The following is a 22,832-nucleotide window of genomic DNA, read 5'->3' on the forward strand; positions in this document are numbered from 1 at the left end:
GTATGTAAGTGACTTTTTGCTTGCATGAGGCACAAATTTCGATGGCCAGACGAACCAAAGAAGAGGCGCAGCAAACCCGCTGCCACATCATGAGCACGGCGCTGGATCTGTTCTGCTCTCAGGGCCTGGCCAAGACCAGCCTGACCGACATCGCCAGGGCGGCAGACCTGACCCGCGGGGCCATCTATTGGCACTTCAAGAACAAGGATGAACTCTTCATTTCGCTCTGGCAGGAGCTCTGCAGCCCCCTCGCCCACCAGCTCGATGCCTGCCTCAATCCAGATGAGCCGGATCCGCTCGGGCAACTGCGCCTCTTCTTCGAAGGGGTGCTCCACAGCTTCATTCACAATCCGGCCCAGCGGCAGATGTTCACCATCCTGTTCAATCTCGAATCGCTGGAGGGGGAGGCAATCTCATTGCGCGAACATATCCGCAGCCAGTCCGCCAACTTCTTCCGGGACCTGGAGACCACCCTGGCCAATGCGGTACGGCGGGGCCAGCTGCCCGCCAACCTCAACCTGCAGCGCGCCGCCACCCTGCTCCACTGCACTCTGGATGGCTACATCATCAACTGGCTCCACTTTCCGGGGCGGATCGATCTGCAGGGCGAATCAGCCTTCCTGATAGAGAGCATGTTCACCATGCTGGCCCAACCCCACGGGCCTGCCTGCGGCCGCTAACCGGCTCCGGCAACGTCCTCACATCCAAATCGGGGCCTGACTGCGCGTTTTGGCAGTCAGGCCCCGATTTGTTACCATGTGCGCCCCCTGCTTGAGGTAACCCCTGTGCCACACCCTGACGCCATCCCCGCTTCCTGGCCATTTAACGACCAGCACGCCCACGTTCGGGCTGCCTTTGTGGCACGTATCAAACCCGGTGCTCACCTGCTCAATGGTCAATGCGGTACGGGGGAGGATCTGTGCTGGCTGCGTGCAGAAGGGTATGTAGTCACTGCCTGTGACGCTGTGCTGGCTGACGCCAAAGTTGCCTCGCAGCAATCCGGACAAGCAGTGCGGGTCTGCCCGCTGGCGAAGATGCACTCGGTGCTCCCTTACGATGGCATCTGGCTGAGCCACCCGCTTGATGGCGACGCGGCCACCCTTGTTCCCCAGTTGCAACAGCTGGCGACCCTGCTCAAAGCGGGTGCTCCGCTCTGCTTCCCCCTGCCGCCAAGCGGCAAGATAAGTCACCATCAGCTACAGCAACTGGTCACCACATCCGGGATAGCACTGCAACTGGCGCCGATGGAAGCCGCCTCGACCAACACGCCATCATGCACAGGTCAACACGCCACCCAGTACGTCATGTTGCTGCGTGGCGATCATCAGGCCACCTAATGGGCTAATTCATCACGGATTTTCCCGTTCAACACCAAGCCGACAGCTAGTCGGCGATCCTGGCTTTCGACAATATTTAACTCGGCGTTAACGCAGAAAAGGCAGACATAACACGGCTTACGTGTTAAAAAGTGTGATTAATATCAAATTTTAATAACAAAACAGACAATACAACCAACTCCGGATTTCCTTATGAAACTTGTCCTGAAACTCATTGCTGGCATCCTTGCCGGTCTCTTGCTCGGTCTCTACGCCCCTGAGTGGGTGGCGCGCGTGCTGTTTACGGCCAAGACAGTGATAGGTCAGCTGATCACCTTCACCATTCCGCTCATCATTCTGTTCTTTATCATGAGCGGCATCGCCAGCCTGCCGAAAAACTCCGGCAAGCTGCTGGGCAAAACCGTGGCCCTCTCCTACTGCTCCACCATTCTGGCGGGGCTGTTCGCCTTTACCGTGGCGAGCCACCTTATCCCGCAGTTCACCACCGCCGCCGAGCCCACCACGGCCACGGCTATCAAGCTTGCCTCCTACGTCAATCTGGAGATCCCGCCGCTGTTTGGCGTGATGTCGGCACTGGCCGCCGCCTTCGTGTTCGGCATCGGCATCAGCGCCACCCAGGCCACCGATCTGCGCCGGGTCGCCGATCAGGGTCGTGACATCATCGACCGCCTGCTGGCCAAGGTGATCATTCCGCTGCTGCCGTTCTACATCGCCGGCGTCTTTGTCGAGATGACGGTAGAAGGCACCGTATTCGCTACCCTGAAAACCTTCGGCGTGGTGCTGGTGATGGCCATCCTGATGCACTGGATCTGGCTATCCGTGCTGTTCGTTGGTACCGGTCTGGCCCTTGGCCGCTCACCGGCCCAGCTCATCAAGAACATGCTGCCCGCCTACTTCACCGCGCTGGGGACCATGTCGAGCGCCGCCACCATTCCGGTCGCTCTGCAATCGAGCAAGAACAACGGGGTGAGCGACGGCATCGCCAACTTCACTGTGCCCCTGTGCGCCACCATTCACCTCTGTGGCTCCACCATTACCCTGGTCACCTGTGCCACCGCGGTGATGTTCCTCTCCGAGCATCTGGCCATTCCGGGCATCGAGACCATGCTCCCCTTCATCATGATGCTGGGGGTGATCATGATCGCCGCACCGGGCGCGCCGGGTGGTGGCGTGATGTCGGCGCTGGGCCTGCTCACCTCCATGCTGGGGTTTGGTGAAGCCTCCATCGCCCTGATGATCGCCCTCTATCTGGCGCAAGACAGCTTCGGCACCGCCTGCAACGTCACTGGTGACGGCGTGATCGCCCTGTGGGCGGATCGCTTCGCCAACGGTAGCGAGAGCGCAGCCCCCGTGGCCGAGGCCGAACAGGCGTAAGCTCGCCGAGATAGCCCGGCCATCCTCTGCAAAACCCGCAGGCCCGGACCATGTTCGGGCCTGCGTCGTTTCTGCCAGCTTCACTGCTTTTGTACGTATTCCTCCTCCCTCTCTTTACCCCTCGCTGCCGTGAACAGCACTGGCGCTACCCTCTGCATCAGACAAAATTATTGGCATATGCTACATATGAGCGTATAAATGGCTTATGCCAATTAGGAGTCACCATGCCAAGACCCAAGATTGCCCGCCAGATCTGTGGCCGCCCCGCCAACAGCTGCTTCAAACCCAACGGCCGCCCCATGCATCAGCTGGAACAGGTCACGCTGGCCCCTGACGAGTTCGAGGCACTGCGCCTCGTCGACCTTCAAGGAATGCAGCAGCAGGAGGCCGCCCTGGTGATGGGGGTTTCCCGCCAGACCCTGGCCAATATCCTGAAAAAAGGGCGCTACAAGGTGGTGGAGTGTCTGAGTCTGGGCAAGGCATTGATGATGCAACCCGCCGAGCCCGACCACCCAACCAGTGGAGAAGAGCCGACATGAATGCTGTCACAACCATGACCACCAACCCCAGCAACAGCGCCCTGATGCTGAGTCAGGGGTTGCTGGCTGGCCACTTTACCCGTGCCGAGCAGCTGCAAATTCTTAACCCCGAAGGGAACGTTATCGCCACTCTGACCAACCCGGCCGCCGCCGAAGGCTGCCACGGCAAGCAAGCGCTGCTCGACGCCCTCGCCCATCATCAGGTAGGTCAGGTGGTGGTGCGCAATATCGGCGAGCGGATGCTGGGTCGCCTGCTGGCGGCCAATATCCGGGTGCTGCAGTGCCGCTCTGCCCGCCTGCCGCTGCCCGCGCTGCTGGCCCCCGCCAATCTGCAACTTCTCACCGAGGCCAGTCAGGGGCGTCCGTCTCGCCGTCATCAGAGCAAGGCGACTATCCGTGCCATCCAGCCCGTCGGCGCAGGCCAGAGTCATAGCCATTGTCATGGTGATTGCAACAGTGGCTCCGATCACTGTTGCGCCAGTAGTGGCAATCAGGTAGAGAGCTCACGACAAGGCCATACTTGTTGTCATGGCAGTGAAGGCGCCAACCAGCAGGGCGGTTGCTGCCATCATCACTGATGCCATCGCCGTGCATGTCATCACCATCAAGGAGAAGAGACCATGTCCATCTGGTTGTTAAGCCTGCTCGCCTCGTTCGTGTTGATCCTGGCCATGGGCACCATCATCTGGTGGCGCCAATACCAGCTTGCCCAGAAGCGGGAAGATAAAGAGGTACGCCCCTGCGGCTGCTCCAGCGCCTGCGCGGATCACTTCTACCAGATCAGCGAGCCGACGCCCAAAAAGTAACCTGACCGTAAACGCCATAGCCGCAGAGATAAGGTCGGCAAAATAAGGGCGCGTGGAATCGAGAGGCGCATAAAAGAGAGGGGGCACCTGCTGGTGCCCCCTCTCTATTTACTCCTCGCCATGCTTGAACCGCCTCTTCCCCCCCTTACGCTCATCACACACGCTCAACCCGGCTCGGCGCCGCTGGCCGCCACGCTCGCAGAGCAGGCCGGATCCTGATACTGCTGATAGATGGCATAAAACTCGGCCTTGTTGTGCAGAGCTGCGGCGACACAGGCGGGATCAAACTGGCTGCCGGCATGCTCCTCCAGATAAGCAAACGCCGTCTCGAACGGCCAGGCCTTCTTGTAGGGGCGCTCGCTGGTCAGGGCATCAAACACATCGGCCACCGTCACGATGCGGGCCGCCAACGGGATCGCCTCCCCCGCCAGCCCCAGCGGATAGCCGGTGCCGTCAAAGCGCTCGTGATGGCTGGCGATGATATTGGTCAGCATGTCGGTATGATGAATGCCATCGAGACCAAACTCGTTGATCATCAAACTGATCATCTCCCGCCCCTTGCCTGGATGGATCTTCATGATCTCGAACTCTTCCGGCGTCAGCTTGCCCGGCTTGAGCAAAATGGCATCCGGCACCGCGATCTTGCCGATGTCGTGCAGCTCGGAGAAGAGATAGATAAACTCCACCTCCTCATCGCTCAGCCCACAAGTCGGGGCCAGCGTCTTGGCAATCAGCCGGGAGTAGGCCGACATCCGGTGCAGATGGTTGGCGGTCTCCTCATCCCGATAGCGGCTGAACTCCCGCGCCGTGGTCAACGCGCCGCCAAGGGTCTGGATGGAGAAAAACTCAACCGCAATGATGGCCGAGAGCGCCTGTGCATAGGCCGACAGCTCGCTTCGGATCGGCTCCTCGAAGTATCCCGGCTCCATGGCATCGCAAAACAGAAAGCCAAACAGCTTGCTGTTGAACAGCAGCGGCTCGGTATAGCTGGAGGCATAACCCGCCTCCAGCACCTTGCGGCTGTGCTCCGATGCCGAGCCACGCAGGGCATCCAGATTGCCGAGCACCCGGGGCTGCTTGTGCTCCGCCAGATAACTCAGGGAGGGAACATCGCTCAGCTTCACCTCATACTGCACCAGTGGCGAGGGCCCCTCGGTACTGTGGGCAAAGGTCTTGAGCTGATCGGTATGGGGATCGTAAATCGCGATGGCCACCCGACTCAGCTTGTCAAAGCGCTGCCTGAGCGTGGCATGTACGCTCTGCATTTTTTCGCCAAATGAACTTTCCATCGCCTTCTCCAACGGGACCCCGTGATGGAAGTATAGTAACTCCCTTTGACGCTCTCCCCGCCACGGCGTCAAAATTGACAGAAAAATCAACAAAGCAGCTTCCCCACAACAAGCCTGCATGGCAGAGGCAATAGCCCTACCAAGGGCGCGTCATCAACGACTGCTGGTACAGCCCAATCTTGCCTGGTCGGAGATATTGTTCGGTTCTGCCATGCTGGCTGTATAGTTTTTGGTTAACCATTCCGGTAAAATCCGCGCCCTTAAAGAAGAGCCACCTAAGAGTGATTGAGCGATGTCCAACATAAAACAGGCCCCCAAAGTAGGATTCGTCTCCTTGGGTTGCCCCAAAAACCTGGTCGATTCAGAACGCATCCTGACCCAGCTGCGTACCGAAGGGTACGATGTGGTGCCCAGCTATGACGATGCCGAGCTGGTCGTCGTCAACACCTGCGGCTTTATCGACAGCGCGGTGCAAGAGTCGCTGGAAGCGATCGGCGAAGCGCTGGCCGAGAACGGCAAGGTGATCGTCACCGGCTGCTTGGGTGCCAAAGAGAACCAGATCCGCGAGATCCACCCCAAGGTGCTCGAGATCACCGGCCCCCACGCCTATGAAGAGGTGCTGGGCCACGTCCACAAATATGTGGAGAAGCCGCAGCACAACCCCTTCACCAGTCTGGTACCGGCCCACGGCGTCAAGCTGACCCCGCGCCACTACGCCTATCTGAAGATTTCCGAAGGGTGCAACCACCGCTGCACCTTCTGCATCATCCCCTCCATGCGTGGTGATCTGGTGAGCCGCCCCATCGGCGACGTGCTGGCAGAAGCCAAGCGCCTGAAAGAAGCGGGCGTGAAGGAGCTGCTGGTGATCTCCCAGGACACCTCCGCCTACGGCGTCGATGTGAAGCACCGCACCGGTTTCTACGACGGCATGCCGGTCAAGACCAGCATGGTCGCCCTGTGCGAAGAGCTGGCCAAGCTCGACATCTGGGTGCGCCTGCACTACGTCTACCCCTACCCGCACGTGGATGACGTTATCCCGCTGATGCGCGATGGCAAGGTACTGCCCTACCTCGATATTCCGTTGCAGCACGCCAGCCCGCGCATCCTGAAACTGATGAAGCGCCCGGGTTCGGTCGAGCGCACCTTGGAGCGGATCCAGAAGTGGCGCGAAATCTGCCCGCAGATCACCCTGCGCTCCACCTTTATCGTCGGCTTCCCGGGCGAGACCGAGGAAGATTTCCAGATGCTGCTGGACTTTATCGACAAGGCGGAGCTGGATCGCGTCGGCTGCTTCAAATACAGCCCGGTCGAAGGGGCGCTGGCCAACGAGCTGCCGGATCCGGTACCGGAAGATATTCAGGAAGAGCGCTTCCAGCGCTTTATGGAGCTGCAACAGCAAGTCTCCATCCGCAAGCTGGCCCGCAAAGTGGGTCAGGAGATGACCGTTATCATCGACGAAGTGGACGAAGAGGGTGCCACTGGCCGCTCCTTCGCCGATGCGCCGGAGATCGACGGTCTGGTCTACCTCAACGGCGAAACCGGCCTCAAGCCGGGGGACATGGTCAAGGTACGGATCGACGAATCCGACGAATATGACCTGTGGGCCAGCCTGATCAGCTAATTGAGGCCTTACCAGCCAAATGAAAAAAGCGCCTGCGGGCGCTTTTTTATTGGCTGAATGTCGCAGGCAAAACCGCTGGCCTAGCTCAAATCATGGAGCGCCTTGCCAAGGGGCGGCGTGAGGCGCAGGTCAGAGAAGCGCACCGCCAGCCCCTGCCGCTCCGGCGTGCAACACATCACCCCGATAAAGCAGCGCTCGCTTGGCGGGAACGGGGCGAGGCGCAGCAGCGGCCACACCTTGCCATCGGTGGAGTATTGCAAACGCAGGCAATCGGCCAGCCGGGTCAGCCGCAGCCAGAAGCGGCGCGGATTGCCGGGGAAAATGCCGGTGGCCCAGTCAGAGCGCGGATTGGTCAGCACGCTGCCGATCATCGGCTGGGCATCGTTGTACTCGATCCCCGCTTTCAGCCAGTGCGCGTCGTCTTGCAGCAGCATCAGCCCCGCCTGATCGTAGAGGGTGGTGAACTCCCCCTCGACGCAGACCTGAAAGGTAAACTCACCCGCCACCTCGCAGCCATAGACATGGCCGCTGTGGCGCTCGAAGCCATACCAGGTGCTGCGCCAAAAATCGGTCTGCTGGTCCGTGACTACCTGCAAGCCATCGCTGGTCTGGTGCCACTGGGCCGGTTCATTAAGCCAGCGCCATTGCGTCCCTTCCATCATCTCGTTTAACTCCTGTTGTCTCGCCAACTTTGCCTCCAGCGGAGGCCAGCCGCTTACTTGCCCTCTTTGAAGAGGATGGCGGTGAAGTGGCTCTCTTTGGTGCGCGGGAAGTAGCGATCCTTGTAGCACTGCTGCTCACTGCTCTCGCAATGCACCCCGTTGCTCAGGGTGTAGCTGCCAGGGTCGGCCCCCTGCAGGTTCTTCTGCAAACGGCTGGCCGCCTGCTCCCCGAGATGGGCGCGGGTCAGGCCAATCGAGATCCCCTGCGGGTCGGCGCAATAGCCGCCTTTCTTGTCGCACACCACCTTGGCGGCGGGAGAGAAAACGGCCGGAGCCGCGTGAACGCCCCCGATTAGCAGCAGCGCCACCAGCGCAGCCGAGCGTTTGAACATGGTGTTCCCTTGATAAACCTTGCAAATCAGGGCGTTAATTTATCACTCCGATTCCGTGATGGCCAATTGCAACCGCCCTATCAGCCGGTTACCGCGCAAAGCCCACATAGAGGCTTGGCGCCAAGCGGGCCGCCACCGCAGCGGGGCTGGCTTATCGGGGGGCGAACATGTGTAATAGCCGCCTGTATACGTCAGTCAAAGAGTCCGCCATGCAACTCAAACCCCTTCTCAAGGGGCGCTTTCAGCCCCACTGGCAGGCCAGCCACGATCTCATCGAACAGGTGGTCATCTCCTGCATCACGGAGCGGCGCCTGATCCCCGAGGGGGAGCCCCTGATGCGTCAGGGGGAGCTATTGCGGGATCTGGTGCTGGTGCCGAATGGCCGCATCGCCATGGGCCACACCGCCATGAATGGTCGCCGCTTTCAGCTCGGCACCCTGGAGTGCGACAACCAGCTCTTTGGCGAGATGGAGTTCTTCACCGGCTACCGCTGCCAGCTCGACATCATCGCCGAGGAGCCGCTGGAAGTGGCCCGCATCGACGGCGAGCAGCTGGAGCAGGCGCTGGTCGCCCACCCCAAGGTGGCGCTCTTCTTTGCCACCGCCATTGCCATCGACTATCAGGACACGGTGGATATCTTCACCTGCCGCATGCTCTACCCCATCAGCTACAACATCGCCCTCGACCTCTATCACAGCCACTGCCACGACAATCCGGTGAGCGGCTTTCGCAAGGGGTATCAGGAGGCGGAACGCTTCGGCACGACCGACCGGGTCTACCGGCGGGCGGTGAAAGAGCTGATGGATAAAGGATTGGTGGAGCGCGGCGAGGAGGGGTTGCAGATCCGCGATCTGGCGGGGCTCAGGGCCTTTCTGGAGCAACCATAAGTCGCGAGCATCAGTCGCCGCCTGAACAGCGACAAGCGGAACAGCAACAAAAAAGAGGGGCGGTCGATACCGCCCCTCTTGCTGTTTACTCTCCCGCTCAGGCCAGACATGGCTGGGGCCGGGCCATCCGCAGCGACGCCACCAGCATGGCGAGGATCACGCCGTAGATAAGCGGGATGGCGTACATCACCGCCTGCAGACCGATCACCTGCTCGAACATAGCGCTGATGGCCGGGCTGAACATGGCCCCCGCGCTGCCGCTGATAAGGATGTAGGAGACGTTCTTGCTCGATGCCTGCCGTACAAACGACACCCCGTAGGCGATAAAGGCGTTGTAGAGCGCGGCGCAGACAAAGCCGTAACCGTAGGTGAGGTAAGGCAGCTGGCTCAGGTTGTCGGTGGTGACGATAAGCGCCGTCATCCCCATCGCCAGCGTGATGATCACCAGGAGGAAGGTGCGGATCGCAACGCGGGTCACGATGGCGGTAGAGACCAGCGCGCCGAGCAGGGCCGCCGTCCAGTACTGGGTGATGATATTGCCCGCCTCCTCGAAGGGGATGCCGAACTTGTTCTTCACGAACATGGGCGCCCAGGTGAGGAAGGTGTAGAGCGCCAGCATGCCAAGAAAAAGCCCCAACCCGCCGCTGATGATGCCAAGGTTCCACTCCGAGTGCTCGTTGCCAGCGCTCTCGCCGCCCGCCTCGCAGCTGCGGAAGTTGGTCAGCACCGCCACCAGCATGGTCGCCAGCGCCACCACACCCACCGCCAGATAGCTCCAGCTCCACGCCATGGCGTGAGTCAGGGTGTAGGTGGTGATAAGCGGGAAGACCACCCCGGCCACGTTGAAGGTGGCATCCTGCACCACCAGCATGGTGCTCTGCATCCGCGCCTGCCAGACGCTCACCACCAGCGTCCCCGCAATGCAGAGCCCCACCCCGCCGCACAGGCCAATCACCGTCATGGCCGCCATCACCACATAGAGCGAGCCGGTCAGATGGAGCGAGGCCGCCGCCAGCGCGATCAGGCCGTAGCAGATCAGCGTCATCCGCTTGAGGCCCACCTTCTCGATGAGGAAGAAGGCGGCAATGGTGCCCGCCAGCGCTCCGCCGTTGAGCAGGGAGAAGATGGAGGCCACCTGATTGACGTCGGCGCCGAACTTGGCGGCGATGGGGTCGATCAGCATGCCGAACTGGGTCGCAAAACCGGCCATCACGAAGTTGGCCAGGAAGCTGATGGCAGTGAGGGAGAGCTTATTGTTCATATTGGATCTCTCATAAGGTCAGGGTGCGTGCAGGGTTGGGCGGGCTGCGGCGCTTACAGCGCGGTGTGCAGCGCCAGCTCGATCATCTGGTTGAAGGAGAGTTGCCGCTCTTCGGCCGTGGTCTCTTCACCGGTCAGGCAGTGGTCAGAGACAGTCAGGATGGCGAGCGCCTCTATCCCCTGCTGATGGGCCAGCCCGTAGAGACCGGCCACCTCCATGTCGATGCCGAGCACGCCGAACTTCTCCAGCGCCGGAATGAGGTTTTCGTCCGGATCGTAATAGAGGTCGCCGGTGAAGATATTGCCCACCTTGACCGGAATCGCCTTCTCCTGCGCCTTGGTAAACGCCTTGTGCAGCAGAGCGAAGTCCGCCGAGGTGGCCATCTGGTAACCGGCGCTGCGCTTGGCGTTGGTCGGGGAGTCGGTGCCCGCCGCCTGTGCCAGAATCACGTCACGCATCTGCACGTGGCGCTGGGTCGCCCCCAGACTGCCGATACGGATGATCCGCTTGACCCCGAAGTCGTTCACCAGCTCGTGGGCGTAGAGCACCATGGAGGGGATCCCCATGCCGTGGCCCATCACCGAGATGCGCTGGCCGTTGTAATAGCCGGTGTAGCCCAGCATATTGCGCACATTGGTCACCTCGCGCGCATCGGTCAGAAAGGTCTCGGCGATATAGCGGGCCCGCAGCGGGTCCCCCGGCATGATGACGGTCTCGGCGAAATCGCCCGGGTTGGCATTGATATGAGCGGTCATTATTGTTGTGCTCCAGTTTGACTCGTGTGGATGAGGGCATCCTAGCCCCCGCCCCCTCGCCCCTTGCAGGACAAAAGTCCTGTTGCCCCGATCGAGATCCCAGTTCCGGCAACTTCTCAAGAGCCGCCCCCACGAGCCCCCTTAGCCGCCGCTTGTCTGCCCCCGCACACCCCACCCCAACCCAGCCCTGCCCTGCCCCTGCGGCAAGCGAGCCGTCACTCGCCCAGCGATAACGCCCCAGCACCCCAAAAAGCGCGGGGGGCCTGATGGCCCCCCGCAAACACACCGGATGAGAAAATGTCTTACTTGGCGGCGCTATCCTTCACGCACTTCTGGACAAAGCTGTTCTTGGCCGCACCAGCCAGCTTCTTGTCGGCCGCCGCCTTCTCGCACTTGGCCGCCGGATCCACCGCCGCGCCCGTCTTCACGCACTTCTGGATAAAGCTGTTCTTGGCCGCACCGGCCAGCTTCTTGTCGGCGGCCACCTTCTCGCACTCGCCGCTCGCGGCGCCAGCGGCATCTTTCACGCACTTGCCGACAAAGCTGGTCTTGGCGGCGCCGTTAAGCTTTTTGGCAGCGGCCTGCGCCTCGCACTGCAACTGGGCTGTGTCGTTGGCAAAGACCGGATTGGCCAACAGCACGCTGCCGCAGAGCAGGCCGAACAGGATGGTACGCTTCATGGGAGATATCCTCTCTATCAGGTGATGTGTTTGCATGGTCATATTTGCATGACGATGTGTTGCAAATGGCTGTGATTGCAACAGCTGATTGTTGCCGCAGCTCCCCCGCCTCGCCAGCTTGGGAGCGGAGCACAGGGCAACCATCGCCCGCACTATAGCGCCGATTGGCAGAGCGGGATTGTCCCCGTAAAGCCTTCTCCAACAGCAAGCCTGTCCCCTACTTTCCCGCCAACCCCAATAGAATCAAGGGTCATGGGAATCCTGCCTCCGCCCACACCCTTTTATTGAGCCAGCGCAAAAAATCAGTCGTTACTGACACTTACGTCATTTTTTGACTGGTGTGGCCAGATTCGATTGGCTTAACATAGCCATCCGGTGCCTATTCATCAGTGATTGGTTGCAGCCCTAGCTGGTTAATGGAGCATTTTGGAAGCTGTAATCCACGGGCGGTAACGTGGGTTTTGCACAGTGATTGATGTATTGCGTAGGTTGGCGTTGAGCGTAGCGAAGCCCAACACGTATGCCTCCGGTTAGTTGGTTCCCATTTCGTGTAACCGAACAGACCGAATATTTCACCCCGATACCGGAAAGGAGAACCATGCGCTATCGCCGAGCAACAACCAGTGGGGCATGTTGGTTCTTCACCGTCAACCTGGCTGACCGACAGCAGGATCTGCTGGTACGTCATATCGACCTGCTGCGCGAAGTGACCCGCCACGTCAAACAGCAACACCCCTTCGAGATTATTGCCATGGTGGTGATGCCGGATCATCTTCATGCCATTTGGCAACTACCGCCGGGTGACAGTGACTATCCCATGCGCTGGTCTCTGATCAAGGCCGGCTTTTCACGGGGCATTGCCAAAACAGAGCGGATACGGGAGAGCCGACTCAGAAAACGGGAACGCGGTATCTGGCAACGCCGTTATTGGGAACATTTGATCCGGGATGACAAGGATCTACAAGCCCATGTCGATTACATCCACTTCAATCCGGTCAAACATGGTTATTGTGCCAAACCGGTCGATTGGTCTTACTCGTCAATTCATCGCTATATCACCGCAGGATGGATAATGCCAGATTGGGCCATTGATAGTGACTCGGGTCGGGAATAATCGGCTTGGGATGTGTTGTAGGTTGGCGCTGAGCGCAGCGAAGCCCAACAAACGGGATTTATGATTTCCAAAACAAGATGAATTTTGAACATACCAAAATCAACAACCAAATAAATTTTAGCTTTCACGGTAAACGTTGGGCTTCACTTCGTTCAGCACCAACCTACGATATTTAGCCCAACATACGGGATAGATGTACCACCATTCGATTATATAAACTTGGAAAACATCGCCTGTCATATACCGTAAATACATGACCAGACATATCTATATGTGCACCATACAATAGCAAAACGGCGTGATGGCATTTTAATTAACATAATAACATTAAATAATTCACCAAAAAGCAACCAATAGGAGCATTAAATGTTAGAGGATGTTTTTAACTCAATAAAGGCTCATCTGTATGATAGAGCAGTTAGCCCCTTAATGGGCAGTTTTATTGTTTATGGATAGTGTGGAATTATAAATTACCACTCTTGATAATGTCTAAAGAACCAATATTAGAAAAATATAGAATAATAAGCGAGGTCCTTTACACACCAGAAAGCTCAATATATTTAAATGGACTGGCATATCCTACACTTACAGCGCTTGCGTATATATTTATATATCCATACCCTGCAGAGTTTGTATTTAAGTTCACTAGAAATCGGCAAAAATCGCTCTCTAACATTAAGAGAAGAATAGAAAGCGAGACGCTTCTTACAATCAAGGAGTCCGTAGAGCTACGCCGAGAAATAGAACGACTAGAAGATGTCTTTATCGCTGACTTAGGTAAAAAAGATGCAGAGATCGAGAGACTGAAAGTCAAGCTAAATGAAAGTACCCCTGCAAAAATAGATACTGAAAATGAAGAGGGCAGTATAATAAATAATATGTTACTGAATGAAACTGAATATGAAATATTAAGTATGTTAGAAGATGAGAACATTTCTGAAAGTACAATTGTTCGATTATTTGACGGGCGAAGGACTACTGGCTGGGTCAAGTACCATCTTGAAAAGCTTGAGAGACTTGGTTTGATAAATAAAACTAGAGATGAGTTTGGAGATGAAGTTTGGTATATTACATATAATGGTCGAACATATTTAATCGAAAAGCAGTTAGCTTTTGAGAAAAATGAACTTTAAACAATAATTGGAATATTACCACGCCATAAATAAAACAGACATATGAGCAAATACAAACCCCCCGTTACCGGGGGATTTTTATTTCTATCTGTTATCTCAACTCGGCGGCTTAACCCACCAAAAACGCCCTTAACCGGGCAAACTCCGCTGGCAAATCCACGGAGAGCAGCGGCAGTTCGGCATGCTTGGCGAGCGGGCCGGGCAGCGGTACATCGAGATGCAGGATCTCGTCCACCGACTCCTTGAACTTGGCAGGATGGGCGGTGCACAGGAACACCCCCACTTCGTCCTCGGCCAGCTGTTCGCCCAGCAGATCCCAGGCAATGGCGCCGTGGGGTTCGCAGAGGTAATCCAGCTGATGAAGGCGTTTCAGCGCATCGCGGGTCTGGGCGTCGTCACGCATGCCGGAGCCCAAAGTCTCCAGCGCCCAGCCTTTGCGACGGCAGAGCTCCTCGACCCGCGGCCAGTTGTTGGGGCGGCTGACATCCATGGCGTTCGACAGGGTTGCCACTGTCTGGTGCGGCTCCCACTGACCGGTTTTCAGGTAGCGCGGCACGGTATCGTTGGCGTTGGTGGCGGCGATAAAGCGCTTCACCGGCAGCCCCAGCGCCTTGGCAATCAAGCCCGCAGTGAGGTTGCCAAAGTTGCCGGACGGCACGCTGATCACCGCCTTGGCGCGGGAGGCTTTGGGCAACTGGGCCACCGCTTCGAAGTAGTAGCAAACCTGCGCCAGCAGACGGCTGATATTGATGGAGTTGGCGGAGTTGAGGCCAATGGCCTTTTTCAGCGCCTCGTCATCAAAGGCCTGTTTTACCAGCGCCTGACAGGCATCGAAGTCGCCATCGATGGCGATGGTGCGGATATTGCCGCCGAGGGTGCAGAAGAGCTTCTCCTGCAGCGGGCTTATCTTGCCCTTGGGATAGAGGATCACCACTTCAATACCCTCCAGCCCGTAGAAGGCGTGGGCCACGGCGGCGCCAGTGTCGCCGGAGGTGGCGGTGAGAATGGTGATCTTGTCGTTTGTTCTAAAGGCCGCGAGGCACTGGGCCATAAAGCGGCCGCCGAAATCCTTGAACGCCAGGGTCGGGCCGTGGAACAGCTCGAGGGCATAGGTGCCATCTTTCAATTTGACCAGCGGCGCCGGGAAGGTGAAGGCGGCGTTAACAAGCTCGCTCACCTTGGCGGCGGGCACTTCGTCCCCCAGCAGGTGGCTCAGGATGCGGGCAGAGCGTTCGGCCAGCGGCAGATCGAGCAGGGCATCCACATCGGCGAGCGGTTCGAGTTGTTCGGGGAAGAAGAGCCCCTGTTCGCGACCCAAGCCCTGACGCACCGCCTGCGCGAAGCTCACCTGTTCGCTGTTGTCCTTGATGTTGTAGAGATTCATAGCTCGCTTCCTGTTACCCGTGCCCCGGCCATGTCCAGTTTGCAGACCCGGGCAAATCCATCTTCGTTCTGCACAAAATGTGCTTCCATCCAATCCTTCATCCGCTCGGCCTGCGCCAGATCCTTCATCACCACAAACACGGTGGGACCGGAGCCGGAGATGCCGGTGGCCAGCGCCCCGTTCTGGGCCGCCTGCGCCCGCACCTCGGCAAAGCCTTCGATCAGCGCCGCGCGGTAGGGTTCGGCAATCACGTCTTTCAGTACGCTCGCCGCCAAGCCCTCCTGTCCGGTGTAGCTGGCGTGGACAAAGGCAGCCAGGCGACGACCGTAGGTGAGGCAATCCTGACGGCGATATTGGGCCGGCAAAATGGCGCGGGCGGCGGCGGTCGAAACCACGGTACCCGGGTAGCAGACCACCCAGTACCACTGATCGAACACCGGAATACCCTGACTGATAACGCCGTGCTCTTCCAGCACCAGCTGCATGCCGCCCAGATAACAGGGCGCCACGTTGTCGTAGTGAACGGAGCCGGAGATCTTGCCTTCCATCTCCCCCATCAGCAGCAGCAGGGCGTGCTCATCGAGCGGCTCGCCGTGAAAGGCGTTGAGCCCCTCCAGCGCCGCCACCACGCTACAGGCGCTGGAACCCAGACCCGAGCCGACCGGCAGGTTCTTCTCCAACACCATTTCGAGCGGCTTGAGACCGAGGCCGCGCTTCTCCAGCGCCTCGCCATAGGCGACCCAGCAGTCGTGGAGGATATTCTTTTTCGGATCGTCCGGCAGCTTGTGGGCGTAGCGGCCCACAGAGGACAGCGCAAAAGGCACGTCAGCCGCTTTTACCTGCACCCGATCGCCGAGCAGAGAGCCATCCACGGGGGCGAGCGCCGCCCCCAGTACATCGAATCCCACGCTCAGGTTGGCGCTGGAGGCAGGCGCGTAGGCGACTACGCTACCGCCGTCCGTCATATAAGAGGGGTACATGTCTGAACTCATGCTTATAGCTCCTGCTTCCAGTTCTGGGTGCGCAGCACGTCGGCAAAGACGCCCGCCGCAGTCACTTCGGTACCGGCGCCATAGCCGCGCAGCACCAGCGGGATCGGCTGGTAGTAGGTGGAGAAGAAGGCGAGCGCGTTCTCCCCGTCTTTGACCTTGAACAGCGGCTCGTCACCACCGACCGCCTTGATGGCGACCTTGCACTTGCCACCCTCGATGGAACCCACATAACGCAGCACCTTGCCTTCACGCTGGGCCGCGGCGAACTGGTCGCGGAACCAGCCGTCAGCCTCCGGCAGGCGGGCCATAAAGGCTTCCACGTCGCCGCTCACGTCAAAGCCCGGCGGCAGCGCCTGCTCTACCTCGACATCGGAGAGCTCCAGCGCCATGCCAGCCTCACGAGCCAGAATGAGCAGCTTGCGCGCCACATCCATGCCGTTGAGATCGTCGCGGGGATCCGGCTCGGTAAAGCCGTTGCTGCGGGCGATTTGGGTCGCCTCGGAGAAGGCCATCCCTTCATCCAGCTTGCCGAAGATAAAGGAGAGCGAACCGGAGAGAATGCCGTCGAAGGCACGCAGCTTGTCACCGGCCTTGATGAGGTTCTGCAGGTTCTCGATAACCGGCAGACCGGCGCCCACGTTGGTCTCGTACAGGAACTTGCGGCGAGTCTGGCGGGCAGTGCGGCGCAGCGCCTTGTAGTAATCGAGCGAGCCGGTGTTGGCCTTCTTGTTCGGGGTGACCACATGGAAACCGGCGGCGAGGAAGTCGGCATACTGGACGGCCACCTCCTCGGAGGAGGTGCAGTCAACGATCACCGGGTTGATGATGTGGCTATCTTCCACCAGCTTTTTCACCCCTTCCAGCGAGAAGCTGTCGCGGGCTTCCACCAGCTGTTCGCGCCAGTTGGCGAGGTTCAGGCCATCCTTGTTGACCGCCATCTGGCGGCTGTTGGCGATGCCGACCACGCGAAGGCCAGTGCCCTGCTCGGCCAGTACCGGTTGCTGGCGGGCAATCTGATCCACCAGCGCGGCACCGACGCCACCGACACCGACCACAAAGAGATCGATAAACTGCTGGCTGCCAAAGAAGTTCTGGTGGCACGCCTTGATGGCTTCCGCCACCTTGCGATCCCGCACCACCGCCGAAATGGAGCGCTCGCTGGAGCCCTGCGCAATGGCGACGATATTGATGGAGGCTTGCGCCAGCGAGGTGAAGAAGCGGGCCGCCATCCCCTTGCTGGTACGCATGCCGTCACCGATCAGGGAGATGATGGCCAGATCGTTCATGATCTCCAGCGGGTCGAGCAGCTGGTTCTTGAACTCCAGCTCGAACTCGCGCTCCAGCACCTTGCGGGTCTTGTCACTGTCGTAGCTGTGGATACAGAAGCTGACGCTGTACTCGGAAGAGGATTGAGTGATCAGCACAATGCTGACCCCGGCGCGGGAGACGGCGGAGAAGATGCGACCGGCCATGCCGACCATCCCCTTCATGCCGGGACCGGATACGTTGAACATGCACATGCCGGCCAGATCGGAGATGGCCTTCACTTTCAGGTCATCATCGCCGCTCTCGGGGCCAATCAGGGTGCCCGGCCCCTGCGGGTTGAAGCTGTTCTTGATAAGGCATGGAATATGGAACTGGGCCACCGGCGCGATGGTTTTCGGGTGCAGCACCTTGGCGCCGAAGTAGGAGAGCTCCATCGCCTCCTTGTAGGAGAGGGTTTTCAGCAAGTAGGCATCCGGCACCAGACGGGGGTCGCAGCTGTAGCAGCCTTCGACGTCAGTCCAGATCTCGCAGCACTCGGCATCGACACAGGCGGCCAGCACGGCAGCGGAGTAGTCGGAGCCGTTGCGGCCCAGCAGCACGGTCTCGCCCTTGTCGCTGCCACCGGTAAAGCCCGGCATCAGATAGAGACAATCGCTGCGTAATCCCTTGGCGGCAAAGCGCAGGCGGGAGGCTTCGATATCGACATGGGCTTCCAGATAACCGCCATCGGTCACCAGCAGCTCTTCCGGTACGATCAGCTCCAGATCCAGACCGCGCACCCGCAGCAACTCGTGCATAAAGGCGATGGAGAGGTTCTCGCCACGGCTCAGGATGCGCGCCTGCACGTTGTCCGGGCAGAGGCCCAGCAGACGGATGCCCTGCATCAGCCGCTCCACCTGATCCAGCTCGGCGGTGAGACGGGCCAGCAGCGCCTTGTCATCGAGCGCCGGATAGGCCGCCTTCAACCCGGCCAGCAGGCGGGAGAAGATGCCGTTGACTTCAAACAGGGTGGAACTGGCATCCATGCCGCGGCTGGTCTGTTCCACCAGCGCCACCAGATGATTGGTCACCTTGGCAGGTGCAGAGAGCACCAGGGCTACCTGAGATTGGCCGTGGGTGTTGACCGCGATATCGGCCACCCGTAAAAAACGTTCTGCATCGGCCAGTGAAGACCCGCCAAATTTCAACACTCTCATCGCTTTCTCTCCCTGTAAATCTATGAAATTCAATCTAAAAACCAATCCAACAAAAAGGCCCGTACTGGGTGGGTACGGGCCTTTTCTGATTTCTGTGCTTGTTCGTCAGCGCATCAACCGGCCCCAGTGCCACCTGTGGTGGTACCGGTAATAATGGTGGTGGTGATGACGTTGGTGAATAACTGCATGACGAACACTCGTTGACGAAGCTGGCTTTTAGCAATACCGCGGCGGGCGATGGGCTGTCAACTTAAACCTCTTCGCTACTCGCGCCCAAAGCGGCGCGCAAGGTCTTTGCAGAGCAGGTGGAGCATGTTCAAATCCCGCTGCGGCAGCATGGGTACCCGATCCATCACCCATTGATGCAGTTTTTCATCCTGCGAAACTCCGAGCTCACCAAGCAATTCTGCTGTTTTGCTTTTCAGCACCCGAACCTGCCCGGCATTATCAAAATTTTCTGCTACTGCAGCGGCGCCGTCGGCGTTCAGCTCATCCATCAGCTGACTCATCTCGTAGGCGTAGAGCATGATCGCCTGCCCCAGATTGAGGGAGGGGTAGCTTACCTTGAGGGGCAGATAGCTGATGAGATCGACCTCGGCCAGCTGCTCGTTGGAGAGCCCCGACTCCTCGCAGCCAAAAACGATGGCGACCTTGCCGAGCGATGGCTTGGCGCGGATCTGCTCGCGGATCTCCCCCGGCGTGAGGTAGTGCTGGTAACGGCCGCGCTCACGGGCGGTGGTGGCGATCACCAGATCCATGTCGGCCAGCGCCTCGGGCAGGGTCTCGAACGCCTCGGCCTGGGTCAGGATCTCCTGCGCGCCGTGAGCTACCCAGCTCGCCTCCTCCTCTTCGTGTACCCGGCTCGCCACCAGTCGCATGGCATCGAATCCCATGGTTTTCATGGCGCGGGCAGCTGCCCCCACGTTCGCAGGCCGGGCAGGTGCCACCAGGACAAAATAGAGCTTCATCGGGTTTCCTCACAGGCCGGACGGCCTCTCAAACAGACAGCAAACAGTCGCTAAACCATCACCAAAACTGGGGCGCAATCTACCTTTTATCCCCGAAAATTGCCACTTGAACAGACGTTTGAATGTTGCGATAGTGGCCTGACGTGTGAACAAATTACACCCAATCCTTCGCGCTATCGGCCCGACAGATCACAAGGAAGAGAGAGATGCAGCAGCCATTGGAACAGGCCGTCGCCGAGACTATCTTGCAACGCTTCGAGTCGTTTTACAGCCGGTTTCTCGAGATAACCCAGGGCAGCAAGAGCCGCTTCGAGAACAGTGACTGGCTGGGAGTGCAGCTCGCCGGGCGCGAGCGTATTCGCCTCTATGACCACCATGTGGGGGCCACCGCCAGCTCCATCCGCCAGATGATGGGGGAGCACCACGCCACCCAGGAGCTGCTCAAGCGGGTCAAGAGCGCTTTCAGCGATCTGCTGCCCCGTTGTGACAACTTCGAGGTGGCGGAGTCCTTCTTCAACTCCGTCTATCGCCGGATCTTTCGCCATCGCAATATCCGCGACGAGAACCTCTATATCCACCCCTTCGTCAGCCGCGGTGACAAGCCCGATCTCAGCGCATTGCTGCGCATCTATCGCACCGATCTCGCCCACCTGCCGCAGACCCTGAGCCAGCTGCTGGGGGATTACAGTTTCACCCTCCCCTATGAGGACAAGCAGCGGGATATTGTCGACATCCACCGCCATCTTGCCGAGAACGGCCCGCAAATCCTGCATGATGAGCCGTTTGCCATCGAGCTATTGAAAGAGGTGTTCTACCGCAACAAGGGGGCCTATCTGGTGGGGCTGATCCGGGTGAAGGATCAGGTCTTCCCCTTTATCCTGCCCCTGCTCAGCACCGGCCAGAGCATCTATGTGGACACCGTCATCTTCGAGCCGGATCTCGCCTCCATCGTGTTTGGCTTCGCCCGCGCCTACTTTATGGTCTATGCCCGCGAACCGGCGCTGTTTGTCGCCTTCCTGCGCCAGATCATGCCCCACAAGCCCGATTACGAGATCTACAACGCCATCGGCTGCCAGAAGCACGGCAAGACCGAGCTCTATCGCCACTACCGCCACCATCTGGCCCAGAGTCGGGATCAGTTCATCATCGCGCCGGGCATCAAGGGGATGGTAATGAGCGTGTTTACCCTCCCCTCCTACGATGTGGTGTTCAAGGTGATCAAGGACGAGTTCACCCCCCCGAAGGATGTGAGCCACGAGCAGGTAAAGGCGAAATACCGGCTGGTTAAACAGCACGATCGGGTTGGCCGGATGGCCGATACCCAGGAGTTCACCAACTTCGAGTTTCCGCTGGATCGCATCTCGCCCGAACTGCTGGCCGAACTCAAGACGGTGGCCCCCTCGGCCCTCACCATCACGGACGACAAGCTGGTGATCAAGCACCTCTACACCGAGCGCAAGATGATCCCCCTCAACCTCTATCTGGACAAGGCGGACGAGCAGCAGACCCGGCTCGCGCTGGAGGAGTACGGCAACGCCATCAAGCAGCTGGCGGCGGCCAACATCTTCCCGGGGGACATGCTGTTCAAGAACTTCGGCGTCACCCGCCATGGCCGGGTGGTCTTCTACGACTACGACGAGATCTGCTACATGACGGAGTGCAACTTCCGCCAGATCCCGCCGCCGCGCTACCCCGAGGATGAGTGGAGCGCCGAGCCCTGGTATTCGGTGGCCCCCAACGACATCTTCCCCGAGGAGTTCGCCACCTTCCTGCTGCAAAAGCCGCAGGTGCGGGAGATCATGTTGCAGCTGCACAAGGAGATGTTCGACGCCAACTACTGGAAGATGCTGCAGAGCAACATCAAGGTGGGGGTGTTCGAGGATGTCTATCCCTACCGGCGCAAGAAGCGCTTCAAGTACCAGCGCGGCGGCTGATCCCGCTGGCCCAGCGCAAATGGCAGCAACGAAAACGGGGTGGCCCAAGCCACCCCGTTTTGCTATCCGCTTTGCGCCTTAACTGCCGCGACGGCGGATCACCCCCTCCTGCATGGTGCTCGCCACCAGCACCCCGTCACGGGTGAAGAACTGGCCGCGTACCAGACCGCGACCGCTGCTGGCGCTCGGGCTGTCTACCACGTAGAGCAACCAGTCGTCGAAGCGGAAATCCCGGTGGAACCACATGGAGTGATCGATGGTGGCCACCTGCATATCCGGCTCCCAGTAGGACACCCCGTGCGGCTGCAGCGAGGTGAGCAGGAAGTTGAAGTCGGAGGCGTAGGCCAGCAGGTATTTGTGCACCCGCAGATCGTCCGGCATCTGGCCGTTGGCCTTGAACCAGACGTGACGCACCGGGTCCTGCACCGTCGGCCGAATAGGGTCGACCAGGGTCACCGGGCGCATCTCGATGGGCTGCTCGCAGAGGATCTTGTCGCGCAGGGAGGCCGGGATCAGGTTCTCGTAGGGACGCACCAGCTCCAGCTCGCTCTTGAGCTCCTCCGGCGGAGTGATGCCGGTGGGCATCTGCGCCTGATGCTCGAAACCATCGGCGGGCACCTGAAACGAGGCGTTGAGATAGAAGATGGGCTTGCCGCCCTGAATAGCCTTGACCCGGCGGGTGGAGACGGTCTGGCCGTCACGGATATTCTCCACGTCATAGACGATGGGACGGGTCACATCCCCCGGACGCAGGAAGTAGGAGTGAAAACTGTGAACCTGACGGCCGGTCTCGACCGTCTGCTTGGCGGCTGACAAGGCCTGCCCCATTACCTGTCCGCCAAACACGGCCCGCAGACCGAGATCCTGGCTCTGGCCCCGAAACAGGCCCTCCTCGATTTTTTCCAGCGCCAGCAACGCCAGCAGCTCATCAAGTACCTTGCTCATCGTTCACTCCTCTATCAGAGCCGCACAGGCTAACAAGCTCACCGGAGCAGAGCAACCTCGGCCACGTCTTAGCGGGCAAGCTGACGACAGAAACGCCCCGCCCCCCCTTACCCACCGCCCTTTGGCCTGTGCAGGGCGGGTATTGGATGTAAACATTGGATACAAAAAAGCCCGCACCATCTGGTGCGGGCCTTTTGCTTGGCCGTGTCCCGTCCTGAATATGGTTTACACCTTTCCCCCCAATAAATGGAGAACCCGATGGGACAAGGTGTGAAACGGACACAGCGCGATTACTCG

At 59.3% G+C, this 22,832-nt stretch carries 22 protein-coding genes; 11 read left to right on the forward strand and 11 right to left on the reverse strand.

Going from position 1 to position 22,832, the window contains the following annotated elements; translation table 11 throughout:
* Positions 1–41: 41 nt before the first annotated feature.
* The 6 genes from AB5Y82_RS16210 (at position 42) to AB5Y82_RS16235 (ending at position 4,056) form a co-directional block, all read left to right on the forward strand.
* Positions 42–680, forward strand: coding sequence for a TetR family transcriptional regulator (locus tag AB5Y82_RS16210; RefSeq protein WP_040065945.1), 639 nt, complete (start codon positions 42–44; stop codon positions 678–680).
* 105 nt (positions 681–785) lie between these two features.
* The gene (locus AB5Y82_RS16215; protein WP_368174243.1) at positions 786–1,337 is read left to right on the forward strand and encodes a hypothetical protein; all 552 of its coding nucleotides are present in this window, start codon (positions 786–788) and stop codon (positions 1,335–1,337) included.
* Positions 1,338–1,529: 192 nt separating this feature from the next.
* Entirely contained in the window at positions 1,530–2,711 is a 1,182-nt protein-coding gene (locus AB5Y82_RS16220) for a dicarboxylate/amino acid:cation symporter (protein ID WP_005359180.1), read from the forward strand.
* A gap of 224 nt (positions 2,712–2,935) precedes the next feature.
* Positions 2,936–3,250, forward strand: a complete 315-nt coding sequence (locus tag AB5Y82_RS16225) for a DUF134 domain-containing protein (RefSeq protein WP_005338107.1) — start codon at positions 2,936–2,938, stop codon at positions 3,248–3,250.
* A complete protein-coding gene (locus tag AB5Y82_RS16230; protein ID WP_368174244.1) occupies positions 3,247–3,828 on the forward strand; it encodes a NifB/NifX family molybdenum-iron cluster-binding protein in 582 nt (193 codons plus the stop codon). Before AB5Y82_RS16225 ends, AB5Y82_RS16230 begins: the two co-directional genes overlap by 4 nt.
* 42 nt (positions 3,829–3,870) lie before the next feature.
* Positions 3,871–4,056 (forward strand): hypothetical protein, encoded by a 186-nt coding sequence (locus AB5Y82_RS16235; RefSeq protein WP_139740605.1) that lies wholly within the window; start codon positions 3,871–3,873, stop codon positions 4,054–4,056.
* A 164-nt stretch (positions 4,057–4,220) separates the two neighbouring features.
* Here the strand turns inward: AB5Y82_RS16235 and AB5Y82_RS16240 are convergent, their stop codons facing one another.
* Positions 4,221–5,345 (reverse strand): HD-GYP domain-containing protein, encoded by a 1,125-nt coding sequence (locus AB5Y82_RS16240; protein ID WP_021231198.1) that lies wholly within the window; start codon positions 5,343–5,345, stop codon positions 4,221–4,223.
* A gap of 292 nt (positions 5,346–5,637) precedes the next feature.
* Here AB5Y82_RS16240 and rimO point away from each other — a divergent pair, with 292 nt between their 5' ends.
* The gene (rimO, locus tag AB5Y82_RS16245; protein WP_111901377.1) at positions 5,638–6,966 is read left to right on the forward strand and encodes a 30S ribosomal protein S12 methylthiotransferase RimO; all 1,329 of its coding nucleotides are present in this window, start codon (positions 5,638–5,640) and stop codon (positions 6,964–6,966) included.
* Positions 6,967–7,046: 80 nt separating this feature from the next.
* Here rimO and AB5Y82_RS16250 read toward each other — a convergent pair whose 3' ends face one another.
* Together AB5Y82_RS16250 and AB5Y82_RS16255 are read right to left on the reverse strand one after the other, a co-directional pair.
* Positions 7,047–7,628, reverse strand: coding sequence for a DUF1349 domain-containing protein (locus AB5Y82_RS16250; RefSeq protein WP_111901378.1), 582 nt, complete (start codon positions 7,626–7,628; stop codon positions 7,047–7,049).
* A 53-nt stretch (positions 7,629–7,681) separates the two neighbouring features.
* Positions 7,682–8,020 carry a YcgJ family protein gene (locus AB5Y82_RS16255; RefSeq protein WP_111901379.1) on the reverse strand — a complete coding sequence of 113 codons (339 nt, stop codon included), beginning with the start codon at positions 8,018–8,020 and terminating at the stop codon, positions 7,682–7,684.
* Positions 8,021–8,229: 209 nt separating this feature from the next.
* Here AB5Y82_RS16255 and AB5Y82_RS16260 point away from each other — a divergent pair, with 209 nt between their 5' ends.
* Positions 8,230–8,907, forward strand: coding sequence for a Crp/Fnr family transcriptional regulator (locus tag AB5Y82_RS16260; RefSeq protein ID WP_033115839.1), 678 nt, complete (start codon positions 8,230–8,232; stop codon positions 8,905–8,907).
* Between the two features lie 97 nt (positions 8,908–9,004).
* Here AB5Y82_RS16260 and tsgA read toward each other — a convergent pair whose 3' ends face one another.
* The 3 genes from tsgA to AB5Y82_RS16275 form a co-directional block, all read right to left on the reverse strand.
* Entirely contained in the window at positions 9,005–10,168 is a 1,164-nt protein-coding gene (gene tsgA / locus AB5Y82_RS16265; RefSeq protein WP_111901380.1) for an MFS transporter TsgA, read from the reverse strand.
* Between the two features lie 53 nt (positions 10,169–10,221).
* A complete protein-coding gene (gene deoD / locus AB5Y82_RS16270) occupies positions 10,222–10,923 on the reverse strand; it encodes a purine-nucleoside phosphorylase (RefSeq protein ID WP_005303072.1) in 702 nt (233 codons plus the stop codon).
* Between the two features lie 302 nt (positions 10,924–11,225).
* Positions 11,226–11,603: a hypothetical protein gene (locus AB5Y82_RS16275; protein WP_162632637.1), complete on the reverse strand. Its 378-nt coding sequence runs from the start codon at positions 11,601–11,603 to the stop codon at positions 11,226–11,228.
* A gap of 598 nt (positions 11,604–12,201) precedes the next feature.
* Between AB5Y82_RS16275 and AB5Y82_RS16280 the strand changes: the two genes are divergently transcribed.
* Positions 12,202–12,717: a transposase gene (locus tag AB5Y82_RS16280; protein WP_111901381.1), complete on the forward strand. Its 516-nt coding sequence runs from the start codon at positions 12,202–12,204 to the stop codon at positions 12,715–12,717.
* 485 nt (positions 12,718–13,202) lie between these two features.
* The gene (locus AB5Y82_RS16285; RefSeq protein ID WP_368174245.1) at positions 13,203–13,850 is read left to right on the forward strand and encodes a winged helix-turn-helix domain-containing protein; all 648 of its coding nucleotides are present in this window, start codon (positions 13,203–13,205) and stop codon (positions 13,848–13,850) included.
* Between the two features lie 109 nt (positions 13,851–13,959).
* On the opposite strand, the gene thrC is transcribed toward AB5Y82_RS16285, so the two are convergent.
* The 4 genes from thrC to AB5Y82_RS16305 all read right to left on the reverse strand — a co-directional run bounded on the left by thrC (position 13,960) and on the right by AB5Y82_RS16305 (position 19,656).
* A complete protein-coding gene (thrC, locus tag AB5Y82_RS16290; RefSeq protein ID WP_111901734.1) occupies positions 13,960–15,234 on the reverse strand; it encodes a threonine synthase in 1,275 nt (424 codons plus the stop codon).
* Positions 15,231–16,226, reverse strand: coding sequence for a homoserine kinase (thrB, locus tag AB5Y82_RS16295; protein WP_111901735.1), 996 nt, complete (start codon positions 16,224–16,226; stop codon positions 15,231–15,233). The genes thrC and thrB overlap by 4 nt, the downstream gene beginning before the upstream one ends.
* Positions 16,227–16,228: 2 nt before the next feature.
* On the reverse strand, positions 16,229–18,688 hold the full coding sequence (thrA, locus tag AB5Y82_RS16300) for a bifunctional aspartate kinase/homoserine dehydrogenase I (RefSeq protein WP_368174246.1): 2,460 nt from the start codon (positions 18,686–18,688) through the stop codon (positions 16,229–16,231).
* A gap of 263 nt (positions 18,689–18,951) precedes the next feature.
* Complete coding sequence (locus tag AB5Y82_RS16305; RefSeq protein WP_368174247.1) at positions 18,952–19,656, reverse strand: tRNA/rRNA methyltransferase; 705 nt, start codon at positions 19,654–19,656, stop codon at positions 18,952–18,954.
* A 206-nt stretch (positions 19,657–19,862) separates the two neighbouring features.
* Between AB5Y82_RS16305 and aceK the strand changes: the two genes are divergently transcribed.
* Positions 19,863–21,590: a bifunctional isocitrate dehydrogenase kinase/phosphatase gene (gene aceK, locus AB5Y82_RS16310; RefSeq protein WP_368174248.1), complete on the forward strand. Its 1,728-nt coding sequence runs from the start codon at positions 19,863–19,865 to the stop codon at positions 21,588–21,590.
* A 78-nt stretch (positions 21,591–21,668) separates the two neighbouring features.
* On the opposite strand, the gene tesB is transcribed toward aceK, so the two are convergent.
* Positions 21,669–22,535: an acyl-CoA thioesterase II gene (gene tesB, locus AB5Y82_RS16315; RefSeq protein WP_005338122.1), complete on the reverse strand. Its 867-nt coding sequence runs from the start codon at positions 22,533–22,535 to the stop codon at positions 21,669–21,671.
* Positions 22,536–22,832: the final 297 nt, after the last annotated feature.

It is taken from the genome of Aeromonas sp. s13 (assembly GCF_040907905.1).
GTDB lineage: Bacteria > Pseudomonadota > Gammaproteobacteria > Enterobacterales > Aeromonadaceae > Aeromonas > Aeromonas veronii.